Annotated in this window: 15 protein-coding genes and 1 rRNA gene; 7 read left to right on the top strand and 9 right to left on the bottom strand. The window is 41.9% G+C overall.

Annotated features, from left to right (window positions below):
• From ACF1X7_RS08455 to ACF1X7_RS08480, 6 genes are all read right to left on the bottom strand, one after another.
• A 16S ribosomal RNA gene (locus ACF1X7_RS08455) occupies positions 1-347 on the bottom strand; the annotation flags it as partial.
• A 452-nt stretch (positions 348-799) separates the two neighbouring features.
• Entirely contained in the window at positions 800-2425 is a 1626-nt protein-coding gene (locus ACF1X7_RS08460) for an ABC-F family ATP-binding cassette domain-containing protein (RefSeq protein WP_039098094.1), read from the bottom strand.
• A gap of 124 nt (positions 2426-2549) precedes the next feature.
• The gene (gene mnmG, locus ACF1X7_RS08465) at positions 2550-4442 is read right to left on the bottom strand and encodes a tRNA uridine-5-carboxymethylaminomethyl(34) synthesis enzyme MnmG (protein ID WP_411162669.1); all 1893 of its coding nucleotides are present in this window, start codon (positions 4440-4442) and stop codon (positions 2550-2552) included.
• Between the two features lie 30 nt (positions 4443-4472).
• Positions 4473-5861 carry a tRNA uridine-5-carboxymethylaminomethyl(34) synthesis GTPase MnmE gene (gene mnmE / locus ACF1X7_RS08470; protein ID WP_411162670.1) on the bottom strand — a complete coding sequence of 463 codons (1389 nt, stop codon included), beginning with the start codon at positions 5859-5861 and terminating at the stop codon, positions 4473-4475.
• A gap of 158 nt (positions 5862-6019) precedes the next feature.
• The gene (gene jag / locus ACF1X7_RS08475; RefSeq protein ID WP_064776774.1) at positions 6020-6745 is read right to left on the bottom strand and encodes an RNA-binding cell elongation regulator Jag/EloR; all 726 of its coding nucleotides are present in this window, start codon (positions 6743-6745) and stop codon (positions 6020-6022) included.
• A gap of 96 nt (positions 6746-6841) precedes the next feature.
• Positions 6842-8635: a M3 family oligoendopeptidase gene (locus tag ACF1X7_RS08480; protein ID WP_186738784.1), complete on the bottom strand. Its 1794-nt coding sequence runs from the start codon at positions 8633-8635 to the stop codon at positions 6842-6844.
• Positions 8636-8789: 154 nt separating this feature from the next.
• On the opposite strand from ACF1X7_RS08480, the gene ACF1X7_RS08485 reads away from it, so the two are divergent.
• Positions 8790-9140, top strand: a complete 351-nt coding sequence (locus tag ACF1X7_RS08485; protein WP_039098090.1) for a hypothetical protein — start codon at positions 8790-8792, stop codon at positions 9138-9140.
• A 571-nt stretch (positions 9141-9711) separates the two neighbouring features.
• Positions 9712-10641, top strand: a complete 930-nt coding sequence (locus ACF1X7_RS08490) for an IS30-like element ISLpl1 family transposase (protein WP_411162671.1) — start codon at positions 9712-9714, stop codon at positions 10639-10641.
• A 57-nt stretch (positions 10642-10698) separates the two neighbouring features.
• On the opposite strand, the gene yidC is transcribed toward ACF1X7_RS08490, so the two are convergent.
• The 3 genes from yidC to rpmH form a co-directional block, all read right to left on the bottom strand.
• Positions 10699-11478 carry a membrane protein insertase YidC gene (gene yidC, locus ACF1X7_RS08495; RefSeq protein WP_052202651.1) on the bottom strand — a complete coding sequence of 260 codons (780 nt, stop codon included), beginning with the start codon at positions 11476-11478 and terminating at the stop codon, positions 10699-10701.
• A 67-nt stretch (positions 11479-11545) separates the two neighbouring features.
• Entirely contained in the window at positions 11546-11908 is a 363-nt protein-coding gene (gene rnpA, locus ACF1X7_RS08500; protein ID WP_004265793.1) for a ribonuclease P protein component, read from the bottom strand.
• Positions 11909-11973: 65 nt separating this feature from the next.
• Positions 11974-12114 carry a 50S ribosomal protein L34 gene (rpmH, locus tag ACF1X7_RS08505; RefSeq protein WP_004265830.1) on the bottom strand — a complete coding sequence of 47 codons (141 nt, stop codon included), beginning with the start codon at positions 12112-12114 and terminating at the stop codon, positions 11974-11976.
• A gap of 572 nt (positions 12115-12686) precedes the next feature.
• On the opposite strand from rpmH, the gene dnaA reads away from it, so the two are divergent.
• The 5 genes from dnaA to gyrB all read left to right on the top strand — a co-directional run bounded on the left by dnaA (position 12687) and on the right by gyrB (position 18965).
• Positions 12687-14033, top strand: a complete 1347-nt coding sequence (gene dnaA, locus ACF1X7_RS08510; RefSeq protein WP_411162672.1) for a chromosomal replication initiator protein DnaA — start codon at positions 12687-12689, stop codon at positions 14031-14033.
• Between the two features lie 180 nt (positions 14034-14213).
• A complete protein-coding gene (gene dnaN / locus ACF1X7_RS08515; protein WP_064776771.1) occupies positions 14214-15353 on the top strand; it encodes a DNA polymerase III subunit beta in 1140 nt (379 codons plus the stop codon).
• Positions 15354-15590: 237 nt separating this feature from the next.
• Positions 15591-15818 carry a S4 domain-containing protein YaaA gene (gene yaaA / locus ACF1X7_RS08520; protein WP_039098086.1) on the top strand — a complete coding sequence of 76 codons (228 nt, stop codon included), beginning with the start codon at positions 15591-15593 and terminating at the stop codon, positions 15816-15818.
• Positions 15819-15824: 6 nt separating this feature from the next.
• The gene (gene recF / locus ACF1X7_RS08525; protein ID WP_039098085.1) at positions 15825-16958 is read left to right on the top strand and encodes a DNA replication/repair protein RecF; all 1134 of its coding nucleotides are present in this window, start codon (positions 15825-15827) and stop codon (positions 16956-16958) included.
• A 45-nt stretch (positions 16959-17003) separates the two neighbouring features.
• Complete coding sequence (gene gyrB, locus ACF1X7_RS08530; RefSeq protein WP_069468526.1) at positions 17004-18965, top strand: DNA topoisomerase (ATP-hydrolyzing) subunit B; 1962 nt, start codon at positions 17004-17006, stop codon at positions 18963-18965.
• Positions 18966-19004 lie beyond the last annotated feature (39 nt).

The raw sequence follows: 19004 nt of genomic DNA on the forward strand, positions 1-19004 counted from the left end.
CCAGTGTGGCCGATTACCCTCTCAGGTCGGCTATGCATCACGGTCTTGGTGAGCCTTTACCTCACCAACTAACTAATGCACCGCGGGTCCATCCTAAAGTGATAGCCGAAACCATCTTTCAACCTTGCACCATGCGGTGCTAGGTTTTATGCGGTATTAGCATCTGTTTCCAAATGTTATCCCCCACTTTAGGGCAGGTTACCCACGTGTTACTCACCCGTCCGCCACTCACTCAAATGTTATCAATCAGAAGCAAGCTTCTTCAATCTAACGAGAGTGCGTTCGACTTGCATGTATTAGGCACGCCGCCAGCGTTCGTCCTGAGCCAGGATCAAACTCTCGATTAAAAGTTTGTAGCTCTTGTTTTGTTACTTAATTTATTTGCTAGCGAAATTGACTTTGCAAATATGTTTTGTGCCCCGAAGGGCGACCCTACACATTTGGTTTGTCGAAACTTTGTTCAGTTTTCAAAGATCTACTGTGTTGAAACAGCTTTTTAAGTATATCACACAACTTATCGTCTGTCAACAACTATTTTTAATTAATTATTACTTAGAAGTTATAACTCCTTAAGCAACATATAATATGTTATCATGTTTTCAATTAAATAACAAGTGTTTTTCAAAACTTTTTATTTAATTGACGATACTGCTTATCACTAATCAGCTCGCTTTTGACAACTTTATTAGTATACCAACTTGCAACCCGTGATGCAAGGATTTTCTGTAAATAAATAATAATTATCTTATAACAATAAAAAAGGCCCTTAGCTATACTAGGGGCCTTCGTTTTTCTACTATTAAACGTAGAGGTTTTTAACTTGTTTTTGTAATTCCGGATGTGCTAAGAACTCATCATAGTTCGTTTCAGCACGTTCGACAACACCGTTCGCTGATACTTCAATGATATGATCTGCAATTGTTTGAATAAACTGATGATCATGCGATGTAAAGACTAAAGCACCCTTGAAATCGATCAAAGCATCATTCAATGAAGTAATTGATTCCAAGTCCAAATGGTTGGTTGGATCATCTAATAGTAAAGTATTCGATTTTTGCAACATAATCTTCGATAGAATACAACGCACTTTTTCGCCACCAGAAAGGACATTGATTTCTTTTGTGACTTCATCTCCAGAGAAAAGCATCTTGCCTAAGAAACCACGTAAGAAAGTATTGTCATCTTCACCCTTAGCGGCAAATTGACGTAACCAGTCTAAGATGATGAGTTGATCATCATTGAAGGCTGAGTTCGTATCTCTTGGTAAGTATGATTGTTGACTTGTCACACCCCAGGTAACTGTCCCAGCATCTGGCTGCACTTCACCTGCTAAGATTTGCATTAAGACAGCTGTCGCAACGTCATTTCGTGAAACGATTGCTGCTTTTTCGTCTGGCTTAACTGAAAAGCTGATATTATCTAACACTTTAACACCGTCGATTGTTTTTGAAACATTCTCAACCCGTAAAAGATCATTCCCCAATTCACGTTCGAAATCGAACTTAATGAATGGGTATTGACGTGAAGAGGGTTGGATATCTTCTAATGTAATCTTTTCTAATTGTTTCTTACGAGAAGTGGCTTGTTTTGATTTTGAAGCATTGGCACTAAAACGCGCGATAAAATCTTGTAATTCTTTGATTTGTTCTTCTTTTTTAGCGTTAACGTTTGATTGTAACTTAGCGGCTAACTTACTTGATTCTAACCAGAAGTCGTAGTTCCCAACGAATGTCTTGATGCGACCGAAGTCCACATCACACATCATTGTACAGACTTGGTTTAAGAAGTAACGGTCATGGGAAACAACAATCACGATGTTCGGGAAGTCTGCTAAGAAATCTTCTAACCATTCAACTGAGGCACTGTCCAACCCATTCGTTGGTTCATCTAATAATAGGATATCAGGTTTGCCAAAGAGCGCTTGACCAAGTAAAACCTTAATCTTTTGCCCTTCCATCAATTCACTCATCTTCACATGGTGTAAAGATTCATCAATCCCTAAGGCTTGAAGTAATTGAGCAGCTTCTGATTCAGCATCCCAACCATTCATTTCAGCGAATTCAGCTTCTAAATCAGCAGCTTTCATCCCATCTTCTTCAGTGAAATCAGCTTTAGCATATAGGGCATCCTTAGCTTGCATCACTTCATACAACTTCTTATGACCTTGAATCACAGTCTCTAACACTTCAAATTCTTCAAAAGCGTAGTGATCTTGGTTCAAACTCGACATCCGTTCATTAGGGCCCATTGAGATATGGCCTGATGATGGTTGTAATTTACCTTCTAATAATTTTAGAAAAGTTGACTTACCTGCACCATTGGCACCGATCACGCCATAACAATTCCCAGGTGTAAACTTCAAATTAACGTCTTCATATAACTTACGCCCAGAAAGCGTTAAGCTCATTTCACTAACAGTTATCACTTGATTCCCTCACTTTTCTTTCATGACTCTAAAAAGCCAACCGTTTCATGTGAAACGGCTGGCTTTCTACCATTGACAATATATGCTTAACTCTAACATATCTAATGACTAGTTATCAACCAGGCTATTTGACCTTAGCAATCTTACCTTGTTGAATATAGACACTTAGAATCCCGATATCGGCTGGGTTGACCCCACCAATCCGACTGGCTTGCGCAAGTGTTTCGGGTTGAATTTTTTGTAATTTTTGACGACCTTCTGTTGCAAGGCCTTCAATTGCATCGTAATCGATATTGGCTGGAATCTTTTTAGCTTCCATTCGTTTTAACTTCGCAATTTTAGCTTTTTCCTTATCGATGTAACCCGCGTATTTGATTTGAATTTCAACTTGTTCCACAACGCGGTTATCAATGCCTTCGACTGCTGGAATAAATTGGATTAAATCAGCATACTTTACTTCTGGCCGTTTTAAGAAGTCGCTGGCTAAAACACCATCTTTAAGTGGTGCCTCACCCTTAGCCGCTAAAAAGGCTTGGATTTCTGGGGTTGGTTTCAAGCGAATGGTTGCTAAACGTGCTAATTCAGCTTCAACGGCTGCTTTTTTCACTTCATAGCTGTCAAAGCGATCATCATTGATTAAGCCTAATGCATGACCCTTTTCTGTTAAGCGTAAATCCGCATTATCGTGACGAAGCATCAAACGGTATTCCGCACGTGAGGTTAATAGCCGATAAGGTTCCTTCGTCCCCTTTGTGACCAAGTCATCGATTAAGACCCCGATGTAAGCTTCACTGCGGTCCAAGATGAATGGGTCGCGGCCCGTTTGCTTCAGAGCAGCGTTGATGCCGGCCATCAAGCCTTGACCAGCCGCTTCTTCATATCCTGAAGTGCCGTTCATTTGACCGGCTGTATAAAGATTTTCAACCACTTTGGTTTCAAGGGTTGGTTTTAGTTGCCATGGTTCAACGACATCATATTCAATCGCATAACCAGGGCGCATCATTTGGGCATTTTCTAAGCCTTCAATCGAATGAATCATTTTGTGTTGGATTTCTTCTGGCATTGAGGTTGAGAAATCACCGACGTAATATTCTTCTGTTTCGCGGCCTTCTGGTTCCAAGAAAATTTGGTGCCGAGGCTTATCCGCGAAGCGGACGATTTTATCTTCAATTGAAGGGCAATAACGTGGACCCACCCCTTCAATTACGCCGGTAAACATTGGGGCGCGGTCGAGATTTTCGCGAATCACTTGATGCGTCGTATCATTCGTGTATGTCATCCAACAAGAAAGTTGGTCTTTCAAATAAGCACTATCAGGTGTTTCGAAACTAAAGTGGTTTGGTTCCTTATCCCCTGGTTGTTCTTCCGTCTTTGAAAAGTCGATCGTGGTGCCGTCCACGCGTGGTGGGGTCCCCGTTTTAAAACGCGTGAGGACAAATCCGTTGTCTTCCAAACTTTCAGAAAGTTTAATAGAAGGAATTGAATTATTCGGACCAGATGAATAGGTTAATTCGCCGATAATAATCTTACCCCGAGAAGCTGTCCCAGCCGTTAAGATCACACTATCAGCGCTGTAACGGGCACCAGTGTTAGTGACAATCCCTTTGCAGACACCGTCTTCAACGATCAATGATTCAGCAATCCCTTGACGAAGTGTTAAGTGCTCCGTCGTTTCGATAGTCCGTTTCATTGTCCGGTGATAAGCGTGCTTGTCAGCTTGGGCGCGTAACGCGCGGACAGCTGGCCCTTTACCTGTATTCAACATCCGCATTTGAATGTATGTTTTATCAATATTGCGGCCCATTTGACCACCCAAGGCGTCAATTTCACGGACGACAATCCCTTTAGCAGGACCACCCAATGATGGGTTACATGGCATAAAAGCCACCATGTCTAAGTTAATCGTTAATAGTAATGTTTCGCGGCCCATTCGTGCAGCAGCTAAAGCCGCTTCAGAACCTGCATGGCCGGCACCAACAACAATCACGTCGTAGTGCGCTACGTCATATTCTCGCATATTTTGTTCTCCTTTAATATGGTTCAAGACCTATTTACCTAAACAGAATTGGCTAAAGAGTTCCGTAATCAATTCATCTGGTGCTGAATCCCCGGTAATCTCACCGAGCTTATCCCAACAGTTGGTCATATCAATTTGCACAAGGTCAACTGGCATCCCAGCTGCAATTCCACTGATGACTTCATCTAATGATTGTTGTGCTTGGTTTAATAGACCAATTTGGCGGGCATTAGTAATCATGACCGTACTTTGACTATTTTCAATCCCACCGAAGAAGAGTTTGGCGATTTGGGCTTCCAAATCGGTCACCCCTTCGCTTGTTAAAATTGAAGTTTGAATTACTTCATCCGCATTCACCAATGTTTGGAGTTCATTTAAGTCTAACAAGTTCAGTAAATCGGTTTTATTTAAAATAATGATCCGTTTCTTATCAGTGGTGGCCGTGATTAACTCGCGATCTTCAACCGTTAGTGGTTCACTTTGATTTAAAACTAATAAAATCAGGTCAGCCTTGGTAATTGCTGCGCGACTTCTTTCGACCCCAATCTTTTCTACCTTATCTTCGGTATCATGAATTCCTGCCGTATCAACAAGCTTCAGCGGTACCCCACGGACGTTGACATATTCTTCCAAAACATCACGCGTCGTCCCGGCAACATCCGTCACAATCGCCTTATCTTCATGTAATAGGTGATTCAACAAACTTGATTTACCAACATTGGGCCGTCCGACAATGGCCGTTGCTAGGCCTTCACGTAAGACTTTTCCTTGTTGTGCCGTTTGAAGTAGTTCACCAATCCGCGCTTTCACAAGTTCGGCTTTTTCAAGTAGAATCCGCGTCGTCATTTCATCGGTATCATATTCGGGATAGTCAATGTTGACTTCAACTTGCGCCAATACTTCTAAGATTTCTTGGCGTAAATTCTTAATCAGGTGCGTTAAACTCCCATCTAATTGATCAACAGCAACTTGCATCGCCCGATCAGTCTTAGCCCGAATCAGATCCATCACAGATTCAGCTTGGGTTAAATCAATCCGCCCATTTAAAAAGGCTCGTTTCGTGAATTCACCCGGTTCGGCCATTCGTGCACCATAGCTCATTAATAATTGTAAGATGCGGTTCGTTGCGACAATTCCGCCATGACAATTAATCTCAATCACATCTTCGCGGGTAAACGTTTTGGGTGCGCGCATGACAGACACCATGACTTCATCGACTACTGCGTCGGTTTTAGGATCGATAATGTGCCCATAATTAATGGTATGGCTCGCCACTTGATCAAGATCTTTGCCGCGATAAACGCGTTTAATAATGGCTAAACTCTCATCCCCTGAAAGACGCACAATTGAAATTGCCCCCTCACCAGGTGGTGTTGAAATCGCCGTAATCGTATCAAATTCTGTGACTGTCGTTGGCATTTTAAATGCTTCCTTTCCGAAATAGCTGCATAAAAAAAGCGCTTAGCGTCCACCCCTCCCGTCATTGCGTAAGGGGTGGACAAAGCACTTTCACTACTTTATCGATATTTAATTAGTTTCATTATACACGATTTTTTTAGAGCGTCAATTCACAACACCTAAAATGTGCGCGCTAATTCCACCACAATTGACCGGCGATCGCCTTGGCCTTCTGAATGAGTTTGAACATGGTGATTAGTTGCTAAATGCCCATGCACAATTTTGCGTTCAAAAGCCGGCATTGGTTCTAAAAAGACTGGTTTGCCGGTCGCAACGACTTCACGGGCTGCTTTATCGGCAAGGTGGCTGACAATCGCTGCTCTTCGCTGCCGATAATCACCAACTTCTAGGATAATGGTTTGCTTGCCCTTCATATGATGATCAAAGTAAGTCTGCGCTAAATATTGGAGCGCATTAATTGTCTTACCATGCTTACCAATCAACAAGCCTTCTTTATCGGTCTTCAAATGATAAGTCGTACTCCGATGGTCGTGAGTTACATGAATGCTGACCGGTGTGCCAATTTGAGCCGTGATGGCTTCCAAATAGGCGCTTAACTCAGCTTCCGTTTCCGCACCACTTTTCCGCTTTTGCGGCGTACTAGTTAAATTATCTGTTGGCGTTGGTTCAACTAGCTCTTGAACTGGGGCTGGGGCGCTTTGTTTAACTTGGCTTGGTTGTTCATTTGGCGTTAGCCGGACAACTGCTAAGCGGCGACCAAAACCGAGAAACCCTTTTTTGCCGGCTTCCAATACATCAACGGACACTTCCTCACGCGTTAGATGCATGGCTTGCAACCCTTCATTTACCGCTGCTTGAATATCGCTACCTTCATATGTTGGCATTTCAAAACCTCCGATCAATTTGGTCACTCCAACTAGTGTGAGCGCCCGATTCTCGTTTATTATACCATGATATACCAATTTAAAAATAGCATGTCATTATCTGAGATAGTCCGCCGTCAAAGCTAGGAATTGTTGTACATCTTTAGCGATGCTATCCGCGGCAGCTTGCCAGAAATCCGGTTGGGTTAAATCAACCCCAAGATGTTTTTGCGCTAATGCTTCAGTCGACATATTGGCCGTATCACGTAATAGTGCGATATAGTCCGCTTCAAAATCAGGCATTGTCTGTGCCTTGGCATAAATCCCCATCGAAAAAAGATAGCCAAACGTATAAGGGAAGTTATAAAACGGCACGTCATCGAAGAAGAAATGCTGTTTGTCCGCCCAGAATAGCGGATCATAATCAGTCAACGCATCCGCATAGGCTTCTTTTTGAGCGGCTAGCATGAGTGCTTTTAAATCAGCTGTTGTTTGCAGGCCATTTTGGCGCGCTGTATAAAAATGTCGCTCGAATAAAAACCGTGCGTGAATATTCATAAACATATCAATTGCGTTAGTAATTTTCTGATCCAATAAATTAATCTTCGCTGCTGGGCTTTGCGCTGCTTTAACAGTCGCATCGCTGACGATTAGTTCAGCAAAAGTGGAAGCTGTTTCCGCGACGTTCATCGCATAGTCTTGTCGCCAACTTGGTAAATCATTAATCATCATTGTATGGAACCCATGCCCTAATTCATGTGCCAAAGTTGCAACACCATTGGGGGTGCCATCAAATGTCATAAAAATCCGAAAATCATCCGTTTCAGGTAAATCAGTCATATAACCACCTGGTTGTTTGCCTGGCCGATCTTCAGCTTCAATCCAACGCTTTTCAAACGCGGTTTGTGCCACCGAAGCCATCTTGGGACTGAACGCTTTAAAGTTCTGCATGATAAAATCCGCTGCTTCATCATAAGAATAACGCTGCGGTTGAAAATCACCTACAACCACTGGTGCCCAGGTATCATACCAAGCAAGCTGTTCTTTGCCCATTAACGCTGCCTTCCGATTTAGAAAATCGACAAGCGGCGCTTTATTTTGACTAACGATCGACCACATCGCTTCTAACGTTGCGGGTTGCATGCGACTCGTTGCCAATGGCTTTTTCAAAAAGTCCGTTGTGCCATGTGCTTGATAATCCGTTAGGCGGAAGCCAGCCAAATGATTTAACGTATCCGTTAATAATGGTGAATACCGATCCCAAGTCTGGTACCAATTTTGAAAGACGCGTTGGCGTACCTTGGGATCTGGATCAGATTCAAATTTATTCTGCGCTTGTCCCGCCGATAAAGTCGTCTCACCATCGGGGACTTGAATTTCAGCAACCAATGAGTCGTAATGATCACTCCATCCAGTTAAACCATCTAACGCGAACTGGTTAATTAGTTTTTCCGTCGCTTCATCCAAAAGTTCAGCACCATTCGTCCGTTTTTCGGTTAGATTAAACTGAATCACTTGTAAGGCAGGTGTCGATACAACGGTTTTAAAATCTGCGTCTGACATTGCGACCAATTTTTTTGTGAGTGCGACATCAATCTGATTCGCATCATTTTCAAGCGCATTAATCCGCCCCATCATCGGTGCAACTTGCGGATTGCGTTCATCCGTTGATTGAATCATATTCACGAAACTCCCCGTTTGCTTGAGACCCGCTTCAATCGCTTGTAACTGTTCAGTGATTTGCGTTAGCGTTGCAAATGTTGGCTGATCTGTCGCAAACGTCCAGTTCTGGACCGCTTCTAATAAGGGCGTCATTTGTGCAGTCAAATCCGCCAATCGTTGCGTCAACGCTGGTGAATCAATCCCCCCGGCAAAAATCGGTTCTAAATCCCATTGTTCTGAATAGGTCATCTCTTTGTCCTCCACTTTTAAACGATTGCACTTATTATAGCGAAATTTCGCGCAAAGCGCGATTAATTCAACCAGATCCACTAGACATTTTGATAATATCTGTTAAATTAGGAATGTAAGCAGATACATAGCTGCTAGAAAGGCGATGTTTATGATGACGATTGAACAAGTACCCGCTAATACAATCGCAGATTTAAAAACACTGTTAAAAACGACCCAAGTGCCCGATAAAATTATGGCAATGGGACCCGAACTGATCCAATACTTAACCCATATTAAGGCGAGTCAATTATCAGACACCGACCATCTTGGGTTCGATTTAGGGAGTGCCGGCATTTTAACGTTAATCGAACAAGTCAATACAGCCTTTTTCGATCACTTCCATATGTTTGACGATGCTGCACCGATTGAACCAAAGTTAACGCGTAAAATTCTAGTGCTTTATCATCTAAAACCGATTGATGATCAGCACTTCCTCCTTCATTTGAAACAATTAGACTATTAAACAGCAAAAAATCGTAACCAAATCGGTTACGATTTTTTTATTCTTAAAGATTTTTGAATGATTATTAGTCTTGAAATTAGTTATCGATTATTACCAATCATGATGCTACTATAAAATTAAGAAAACGGTTTAAAAACAATTTTAACAATTTATCTATCTGAATTTCTATTTTTTAATCTAGCGCTATGGGGGATTAGCCATTGAAACTATTTCTTTTTATATTAACAACACTCCTTTATTTGCTATTAGATTATTTAATGCTAACCTTTCCACCTGTCGAAGGGGTGGCTCAGAATGTTCCCCTCATCCTTTTACCATTCTGTTATTTTTTTGGATCCCGATTCTTGCTGAGAAAAACAACGATTAACCGCCATAAAAACGGGTTACTTATTGGTGCCGTTTGTGTCGTCTGCGCTATCGCAATTCCTCTTGTACTTGCTGCCTATTACCTATTCTAAAAAAGACCAATCATGGTAGATTGTAAAATTAATCCGAACGCTGTTCGGACAAAAAAGATCAGCTTCCTTTAAAATGGTGTTTACCACAAACCCATCTTTTAGGAGCTGATCTTTTGTCTAGTATAACCTATTCCGAACGAATTAAAATCGAAACCTTTTGTGAACTAGGGCTGTCCAATATCCAAATGGGCGTTCGGCTGAACCGATCACCGTCAACAATTTCTTATGAATTATCTCGATGTCAACCTTATCAGGCTGAATTAGCACAAACAGATGCCGAATACAAGCGATCACGATGTGGTCGGAAAACTAAGCTGAGCGATGAGTTAAAGCAAAAAATTCTCAACCATTTACGTCTAAGCTGGTCACCAGGAATGATTGCTCACGAATTTAAACTAGCTACTAAATCTATTTATAATTGGCTAAATCAGGGGAGAATTGGTTTCTCCTTGAATGATCTACCTGAACATGGCGTACGCCAACGGCGTAACGTTGACCAACGATCCAAATATAATCAATCTTTGGGGCGATCAATTGAACAGCGTCCCATGATGATTAATCAACGTAAGCGCATCGGCGATTTTGAACTAGATACAGTCGTTGGTCCTCGTGGGCATAGTAAGGCAGTTTTATTAACTTTAATCGATCGCAAATCACGGTTCCTTTGGGCATACCGGTTAAAAGATCGGAAGACAGCGACTGTTAATGAAGCACTAACTAAGTTCCTAACCACTTTTAATGGTCCGGTGCACAGCTTTACTGTGGACCGTGGCACTGAGTTTAGTGGGCTAGTATCACTTGAATCACAATATGGTATTAAGACCTATTACCGCCATGCTTATACGCCAGCTGAACGTGGTAGTAATGAACGCTTTAATCGGAATTTACGTTATTTTTATCCTAAAGGGACTCGTTTTGAGCACATTAGTGCTCAAGATTTAACGACGACGTTACTCCAAATTAACCAGCGACCGCTTAAAATACTCGACTGGCAAACACCGTATCAGGTGATGCTGACAAATTTGTCCAAAAATTCGGATTAAATTTGCAATCTACCTCATAATGAAAATTCATTATGATTGGTCTTTTAATTTTGGAAATTAACGTTTCTTAGTTGCTTTCTTACGTGCTTTAGCAAGTGCTTTTTCACGATCACGCTTTTCTTTTTCCTTGGCTTCGCGTTCGCGGCGAATCTTAAATGGATTTTGAATCACCATTGTTTGACCCACTGAAAAGGCGTTCGTTACCACCCAGTAAATTGAAACAGCAGACGCGATGTTCATGGCCATCACAAAAATCATGATTGGCATCACCCACAACATTGCGGATGACGCAGCATTCTTCGTGGGTTGCGACATCATTGTTAGATACGATGTTGCAAATGTAAAGATCGCAGCCAAGATAGCCATAATAAAGTAAGGATCAGCTTTCCCAAGTTGCATCCATAAGAACGTCCCACTCTTTAAAGCAGCTGTTCGATAGATTGCTTGGTACAAGGCAATCAACACTGGCATTTGAACCACTAGTGGTAAACAGCCCACAACTGGATTGACGCCCGCTTCAGCATATAGCTTTTGCGTTTCTTCGCGTAACTTCTGTTGCGTCTCAGCATCTTTAGAAGCATATTTCTTTTGAAGTGCTTGAATTTCTGGTGCAACTTCTTGTTGTTTGAGCATGCTCTTACTTTGCCACCAAGTTAGTGGCAAGATAATCACCCGAATGATGATGGTGAAGGCCACAATTGCCCAACCATAACTGCCACCAAAGATGTCTGCTAACCATAAAATAAAGCGGGAGAAGTTATAAATAACATAATGATCCCAGAAGCCAGTACTGCTACTATCAACTGGTGATGTACTACACCCCGCTGCGATTAGCATGAACAAGAATAGACTGGCCACTAATAATAGCCGTTTGCGATTTTTTGAACTCACTGTAATCCCTCACTTATTCAGAAGCAGAATCTGCTTCTTCCTTTAATAGCTTTGCTAGTTTTAAGACGTGCATTAAATTCTGTTTGGTTTCCGCCATTGTTAGTTGGTTAGCGCCGCGTCTTGCGATCACTAAAAAGTCGACAGTCTGTGGTAACTCTGGCTTCAACTCCAACAAGCTCTGGCGAATGTAACGTTTAACCTGATTACGCATCACTGCGTTACCCACTTTTTTACCTACGGACAGGCCCACTCGAAAATGCTTTTGACCAGGTTTTTCTAATTGATAAACCACAAAATTGCGGTTGGCAACTGAATGACCTGCTTCAAAAACCGTTTGGAAATCCTGTTCTTTTTTGACGCGGTACGACTTTCTCATAATTCACTCCGGCATTTCATTTAATTAATTGAGGATAATAAAAAAACCACTGAAGCATCAGTGGCCTATGCAGATAATACTTTTCTGCCTTTAGCACGGCGTCTTGCAAGTACCTTGCGACCGTTCTTAGTATTCATACGTTTCATGAAACCATGAACACGTTCTTTATGGCGTTTCTTTGGTTGGAAAGTTCTCTTTGTAGTCATTATACTGGCACCTCCTAATTGACTGTGTCTATTGTTTTCATATCTGAGAAACAACGGGTGATAAATACCACCTACGACATTCACTAAAATATAATAGCATATTTCTATAGAAGTTAAAACACTTTCCATAAAAAAACAGAATAAATATTCTTATCCACAAAAAAATAATTCATTGGCTTTCTTGTGGATAACTGATTATACCGAATCGTCCGATTTTTGTCACGCACAGATTAATTGCTGATTTATCCAGAAAATCACAGGGTGTTACTATGTTATCCACAAGCTATTTTCAAGCTGTGCACAAATTGATAAAACCTTTTAATAGCAAGCATCAGATACACACACTTTTTTGTGGATAAGTGCGATAATCGTTTGTTGTTTTCTGTTTTCCACAGTCCCCACTAAAAGTTATCCCCGGTCGTGTGTTCAAGTGGATAACTTTTTAATTCATTCCTGTGGATTTTGTTCTTGTTGTGGAAAACTTTTTTTTAGAATGCTAGAATGTAGATAGTCTTTCTTTATTGAACTTTTTTTCAATAAAGTGGTTATTTTACGTGAGGAGGACACGCTACATGCCTGATCTTCAGGAACTTTGGAACTATTTGCGGGAAGAATTCCAAAATGATTTAACACCCGTCGGTTTTAATGCTTGGATTAAAACCGCCAAACCGCTTGCTTTTAGAGCCAATGAAATACTGATCGAAGTGCCTTCTCCCTTACACAAAGAGTATTGGGAAAGTAACTTGGCCACTAAGGTCGTTGAAGGGGCCTACGAATTCGCAGAGATTGAATTGACCCCTATTTTTCTGTTACCTACCGAAGCCGAGCAGCTTCAAGCTGAAAAACCAGCTGAAGAACGCAGCCTCACCAAAGCTGAAACCCCAACCTTTTTACGTGAAACGCATTTAAATAGTAAATACACGTTCGACACGTTTGTGACTGGGAAAGGCAATCAGATGGCCCACGCTGCAGCACTCGTTGTTTCAGAAGAACCCGGTGTTTTATATAATCCACTTTTTTTATACGGTGGAGTTGGTTTAGGTAAAACCCATTTGATGCAAGCTATCGGTCACCAGCTGTTACTCTCTAAACCTGACACGAACGTCAAGTATGTGACGAGTGAAGCTTTTGCCAACGACTTCATCAATTCGATTCAAACGAAGAATCAAGAAAAATTCCGCCAAGAATACCGAAACGTTGATTTATTATTGGTCGATGATATTCAATTTTTTGCGGATAAAGAAGGGACTCAGGAAGAGTTTTTCCATACCTTCAATGATCTCTACAATGATAAAAAGCAAATTGTCTTAACATCTGATCGTTTACCTAATGAAATTCCCAAGCTCCAAGAACGCTTAGTTTCACGGTTTAAATGGGGCTTGTCCGTCGACATTACGCCGCCTGATCTGGAAACTCGAATTGCTATTTTACGGAACAAAGCCGACACAGAACGCCTCGAAATCCCAGAAGATACTTTGAGCTACATCGCTGGTCAAATTGATTCCAACGTCCGTGAACTTGAAGGTTCACTGGTTCGGGTTCAAGCTTATGCAACCATGCAAAATGCTGAAATTACAACTAGTCTTGCCGCCGATGCCCTTAAAGGCTTGAAACTCAATGAGAAGTCGAGTCAACTTTCAATTGCTAAGATTCAATCCGTAGTCGCTAAGTACTACAGCCTTTCAATCACTGATTTAAAAGGGCGCAAGCGCGTTAAAGAAATTGTGCTCCCACGGCAAATCGCTATGTACTTGGCCCGCGAAATGACCGACAGTTCTCTTCCCAAAATTGGACAAGAATTTGGCGGTAAAGATCATACGACCGTTATGCACGCACATGAACGAATTAGCCAAGCTTTAACGAGTGATCAAAATCTAAAAGATGCCATCTTAGATTTGAAGAATACCTTAAAAGGCTAAATATAGGCTGTGGATAAACGCTAAAGTTATCCTAAGAGTTGTTCTCAACTTATCCACAAGTGGAAAACTAGACACTCTTTTGCTTTTCTATGTTATCCACAGGTTCCACAGGCCCTACTACTATTACTTAAAATTCTTTTATAATATATATATCTATTTTCCTTCGGAGGTTTAACATCCATGAAATTCTCAATTAACCGCAACGTGTTCATCAAAACCCTTAATGATGTTCAACGTGCCATTTCAGCTAAAACAACGATTCCTATTTTGACGGGGCTTAAATTAGTGCTTTCGCAAGAAGGCTTAACCTTAACCGGTAGTGATGCTGATATTTCAATTGAAGCAACCCTTGCTAGTAATGATGAAAAGAATCAATTAGTCGTTGAAGAAGCAGGTGCCATTGTTTTACCAGCCCGCTTCTTTAGTGAAATCGTTAAAAAATTACCTGAAGATCAAATGACGATTGCTGTTGGTGACAACTTCCAAACAACCATTCGTTCAGGTAAATCAGAATTTACAATTAATGGCTTAGATGCTAATAGTTATCCACATCTACCTGAAATTGCGGGACAAAATCCGTTCAGTATCAGTACTGATGTGCTTAAACAATTAATTCATCAAACCGTCATCGCTGTTTCTAACCAAGAAAGTCGCCCAATCTTAACGGGGGTTCATTTGGTTTTAAAAGATGGCGAAATGTTAGCCGTCGCAACGGACAGTCATCGACTTGCACAACGAAAATTAACCGTTTCAGTACCAAGTGATGTGAACTACGATGTCATTATTCCTGGGAAGAGTTTAATTGAACTTTCAAGAACGTTAGCAGACGACGTTGAAACCGTTGAAATTCGGATTGCTGAAAACCAAGTGCTCTTTAAAGCCGGCAACTTAGCCTTTTATTCTCGGTTGTTAGAAGGAAATTACCCTGACACAGCACGTTTAATTCCAACTTCTTCAAGTACACAAATCGAATTCAATGCACCGGTCTTATTAGCTGCGATTGAACGGGCATCATTGTTATCTCATGAAAGTCGGAACAATGTTGTCCGGTTGACATTGAACACAACGGACAACACGGCAATCATCTACGGGAACTCACCGGACGTTGGGAATGTTGAAGAAGCCCTTCAATTTGAAAACCTAACAGGCGAAGATCTCGAAATTTCATTTAACCCAGATTATATGAAGGATGCTTTACGTTCATTTGGTCAAACAACCATCGTGATTAACTTTACGGCAGCTTTACGGCCATTTACATTGGTCCCAAGTGAAGACCAAGAACACTACATTCAATTAATCACACCAGTTCGGACATTTTAATAATCAAAAAACGCCGCATTTAAAAATGGGGCGTTTTTTTTTCGCTAAAATTAAAATAAATTCGTTTACAGCGATTTCGGATAAAACAAGTAGGATAAGGTTAAAGCACTTAAAAACGCTCAGAAAGCATTTTAGCTGTGTTTATTTGTTTTTAAGGCAAAAAAAGTCTATAATTGTAAGGCATAACAGATCGGTATTAGCGCAGTAATTAATATCGTTAAGAATGGTGGGTTGAGTATGGCACAAGAAATTAAACTTGAAGCTGAGTTTGTGACACTCGGGCAACTCCTTAAAGAGGCCGGTGTGATTGAAACAGGTGGGCAAGCAAAATGGTTTTTAAAAGAAACAACGGTTTTAGTGAACGGAGAACCTGATGATCGTCGCGGCCGGAAGTTATATCCGGAAGACGTCGTTGAGGTGCCCGATAACGGCCAGTTTGTCATTAAACAACAAGAAAGATTGTAGGCGACTATGTATTTAAGTGAACTCCAACTTGATCATTATCGGAATTACGAGCAAGTGGACGTCCATTTCTCGCCAGATATCAATGTCTTGATTGGTGAAAATGCGCAGGGCAAAACGAACTTGCTAGAAGCCATCTATGTGTTGGCTTTGGCTCGTTCGCATCGGACGAATAATGATCGTGAACTGATACAATGGGATGGCGAATTCGCAAAGATTACCGGCTTGGTACAACGGCAAACTGGCCACACACCATTAGAATTGGTGGTCAGTCAAAAAGGTAAAAAAGCGAAGGTCAATCATTTAGAACAGGCTAAGTTATCCCAATATATCGGTCAATTGAATGTCGTCTTGTTTGCACCGGAGGATTTGAATATCGTGAAAGGCTCGCCAGCTGTCCGACGACGCTTTATCGATATGGAATTCGGTCAAATGAGTGCGAAGTACCTGTATAACATTTCGCAATACAAGTCGATTTTGAAACAGCGGAATCAGTATTTGAAGCAACTACAACGACGTCAAGCTAAAGATTTAGTGTATTTAGGCGTATTGTCCGACCAGTTAGCCGCTTATGGCGCGGAAGTCACGGTTGCTCGCCGTGAATTTCTGCAACAGATGGAGAAGTGGGCGCAGAAGTTGCATCAAGAGATTACCAAAGAGCGGGAAGTTTTGACGTTTAAATACCAAAGTCAGATTCCAGATGAGCAGTTGGTACTTGATGCCGAAGGTTTATACCAACAGTTTCAAACCCTATACGAGTCGCACCAAACACGGGAAGTCGAACAGGGCACGACATTGGTTGGCCCGCACCGCGACGACGTATTATTTTTGGTTAACGGTAAGGACGTGCAATCGTTTGGCTCTCAAGGCCAACAGCGCACAACCGCGTTAAGTGTTAAATTGGCGGAAATTGACCTAATGAAGGAACAAACCGGTGAATATCCCGTCCTATTGCTGGACGATGTGTTGTCCGAGCTTGACGATTTACGCCAAACACACTTATTGAAAACGTTCCAGAATAAGGTGCAGACGTTCTTAACGACAACTAGTCTTGAAAATGTCAAAAAAGAAATTATTAGTGCGCCACGGGTGTTTACCGTGACAAACGGCACCGTGACAGTGGCCGATGCAGCAGCAAATTAGTCAAAAAACGATCAAACGGAGGTTTTTTTCTTGGCAGATGATCAAATGAATCAAGAGACAGAAGCACAAATGGAAGCAAAAGAAGAACGCGCTAAATCTTATGATGCCAGTCAAATTCAGGTGTTAGAAGGCCTAGAAGCCGTTCGTAAACGACCAGGGATGTACATTGGGACAACGAGTTCCCAAGGGTTGCATCATTTGGTTTGGGAAATTATTGATAATGGGATTGATGAAGCACTCGCTGGTTTTGCAACAGAAATCAACGTGGTTGTTGAACCCGATAATAGTATTACAGTTACAGATGATGGGCGTGGGATTCCAGTTGGGATTCAAGCTAAGACTGGTAAGTCTGCGCTCGAAACCGTCTTTACAATCCTGCATGCCGGTGGGAAATTCGGCGGCGGCGGATACAAAGTATCTGGTGGGTTGCATGGTGTTGGGGCTTCGGTCGTTAATGCCTTGTCAACGGAATTAGATGCGGTTGTTACTCAAGGCGGTAAACGCTACTACATCGATTTCAAGCGGGGGAAAGTGCAAACGCCAATGAAGATGATTGGTGACGCACCAGCCCATGAACATGGTACGAAAGTTCATTTTATCCCTGATGCTGATATCTTTACTGAAACAACGGTGTATGATGATAAAATTTTAACAACGCGGATTCGGGAATTGGCCTTCTTAAACAAAGGCTTGAAGTTAACGTTCACCGACAAACGGGCTGAAACACATGAAAAACTTGAATTTCACTATGAAGGTGGGATTAAGAGTTATGTTGAATATTTAGACGACAAAAAAGAGACCCTTTTAGACGAACCAATCTATGTTGAAGGTGAACAAAACGGGATTACCGTGGAAGTTGCTTTGCAATATACGAATGATTATCGGACGAACTTGATGACCTTTGCCAATAACATTCATACCTACGAAGGTGGGACTCATGAATCTGGCTTTAAGACGGCGCTCACGCGGGTTATTAATGACTACGCAACCAAGCAAAACATCTTAAAAGCCAACGACACGAACCTTTCTGGGGAAGATGTGCGTGAAGGCTTAACAGCGGTTGTCTCGGTTAAACATCCGGATCCTCAATTTGAAGGTCAAACGAAGACGAAATTAGGCAATGCCGACGCACGGACGGTGACTGATCGGATGTTCTCTGATCATTTCACGAAGTTCTTGATGGAAAACCCATCGATTGCCCGCCAAATTGTCGACAAAGGCTCATTGGCTGCCAAAGCCCGGTTAGCCGCTAAACGCGCTCGTGAAGTGACACGGAAGAAGAACGGTCTTGAAATCTCAAACTTGCCAGGTAAGTTGGCCGATAATAGTAGTAAAGATCCTGCTATTTCAGAATTATTCATCGTCGAAGGGGATTCCGCTGGGGGTTCAGCAAAATCAGGCCGTTCACGTTTAACGCAAGCCATCTTGCCAATTCGGGGGAAAATCCTGAATGTTGAAAAAGCTAGCATGGAAAAAATCTTGGCGAATGATGAAATCCGGACCTTATTTACAGCAATGGGCACTGGTTTTGGCCAAGAATTCGATGTGGCTAAAGCCCGTTATCATAAGTTGATCATCATGACCGATGCCGATGTCGATGGTGCGCATATTCGGACGTTGCTTTTAACGTTGTTCTACCGTTACATGCGACCAATCGTCGAAGCGGGTTACGTGTATATCGCACAACCACCTTTGTACCGTGTTAAACAAGGGAAGATGATGCGCTATATTGATTCTGATGAAGAATTACAAGAAGTGTTAGGGACGCTCCAACCAAGTCCTAAACCTGAAGTGCAACGTTACAAAGGGTTAGGGGAAATGGATGCTAGCCAATTATGGGAAACAACCATGGATCCTGAAAACCGGCGCATGTTGCGGGTTAACGTTGAAGATGCCGAAGAAGCGGATCAAATTTTTGAAATGTTAATGGGCGATCGGGTTGAACCTCGTCGGATTTTCATTGAAGAAAATGCCGTTTACATGGATCCAAAGAGCATCGATGCATAGCGTGTTCGCCGCTTAAACGGACACATTGAAAGACTGACT

Origin of the sequence: Latilactobacillus sp. VITA-14 (assembly GCF_046580785.1) — a bacterium.
Taxonomy (GTDB): Bacteria; Bacillota; Bacilli; order Lactobacillales; family Lactobacillaceae; genus Latilactobacillus; species Latilactobacillus curvatus.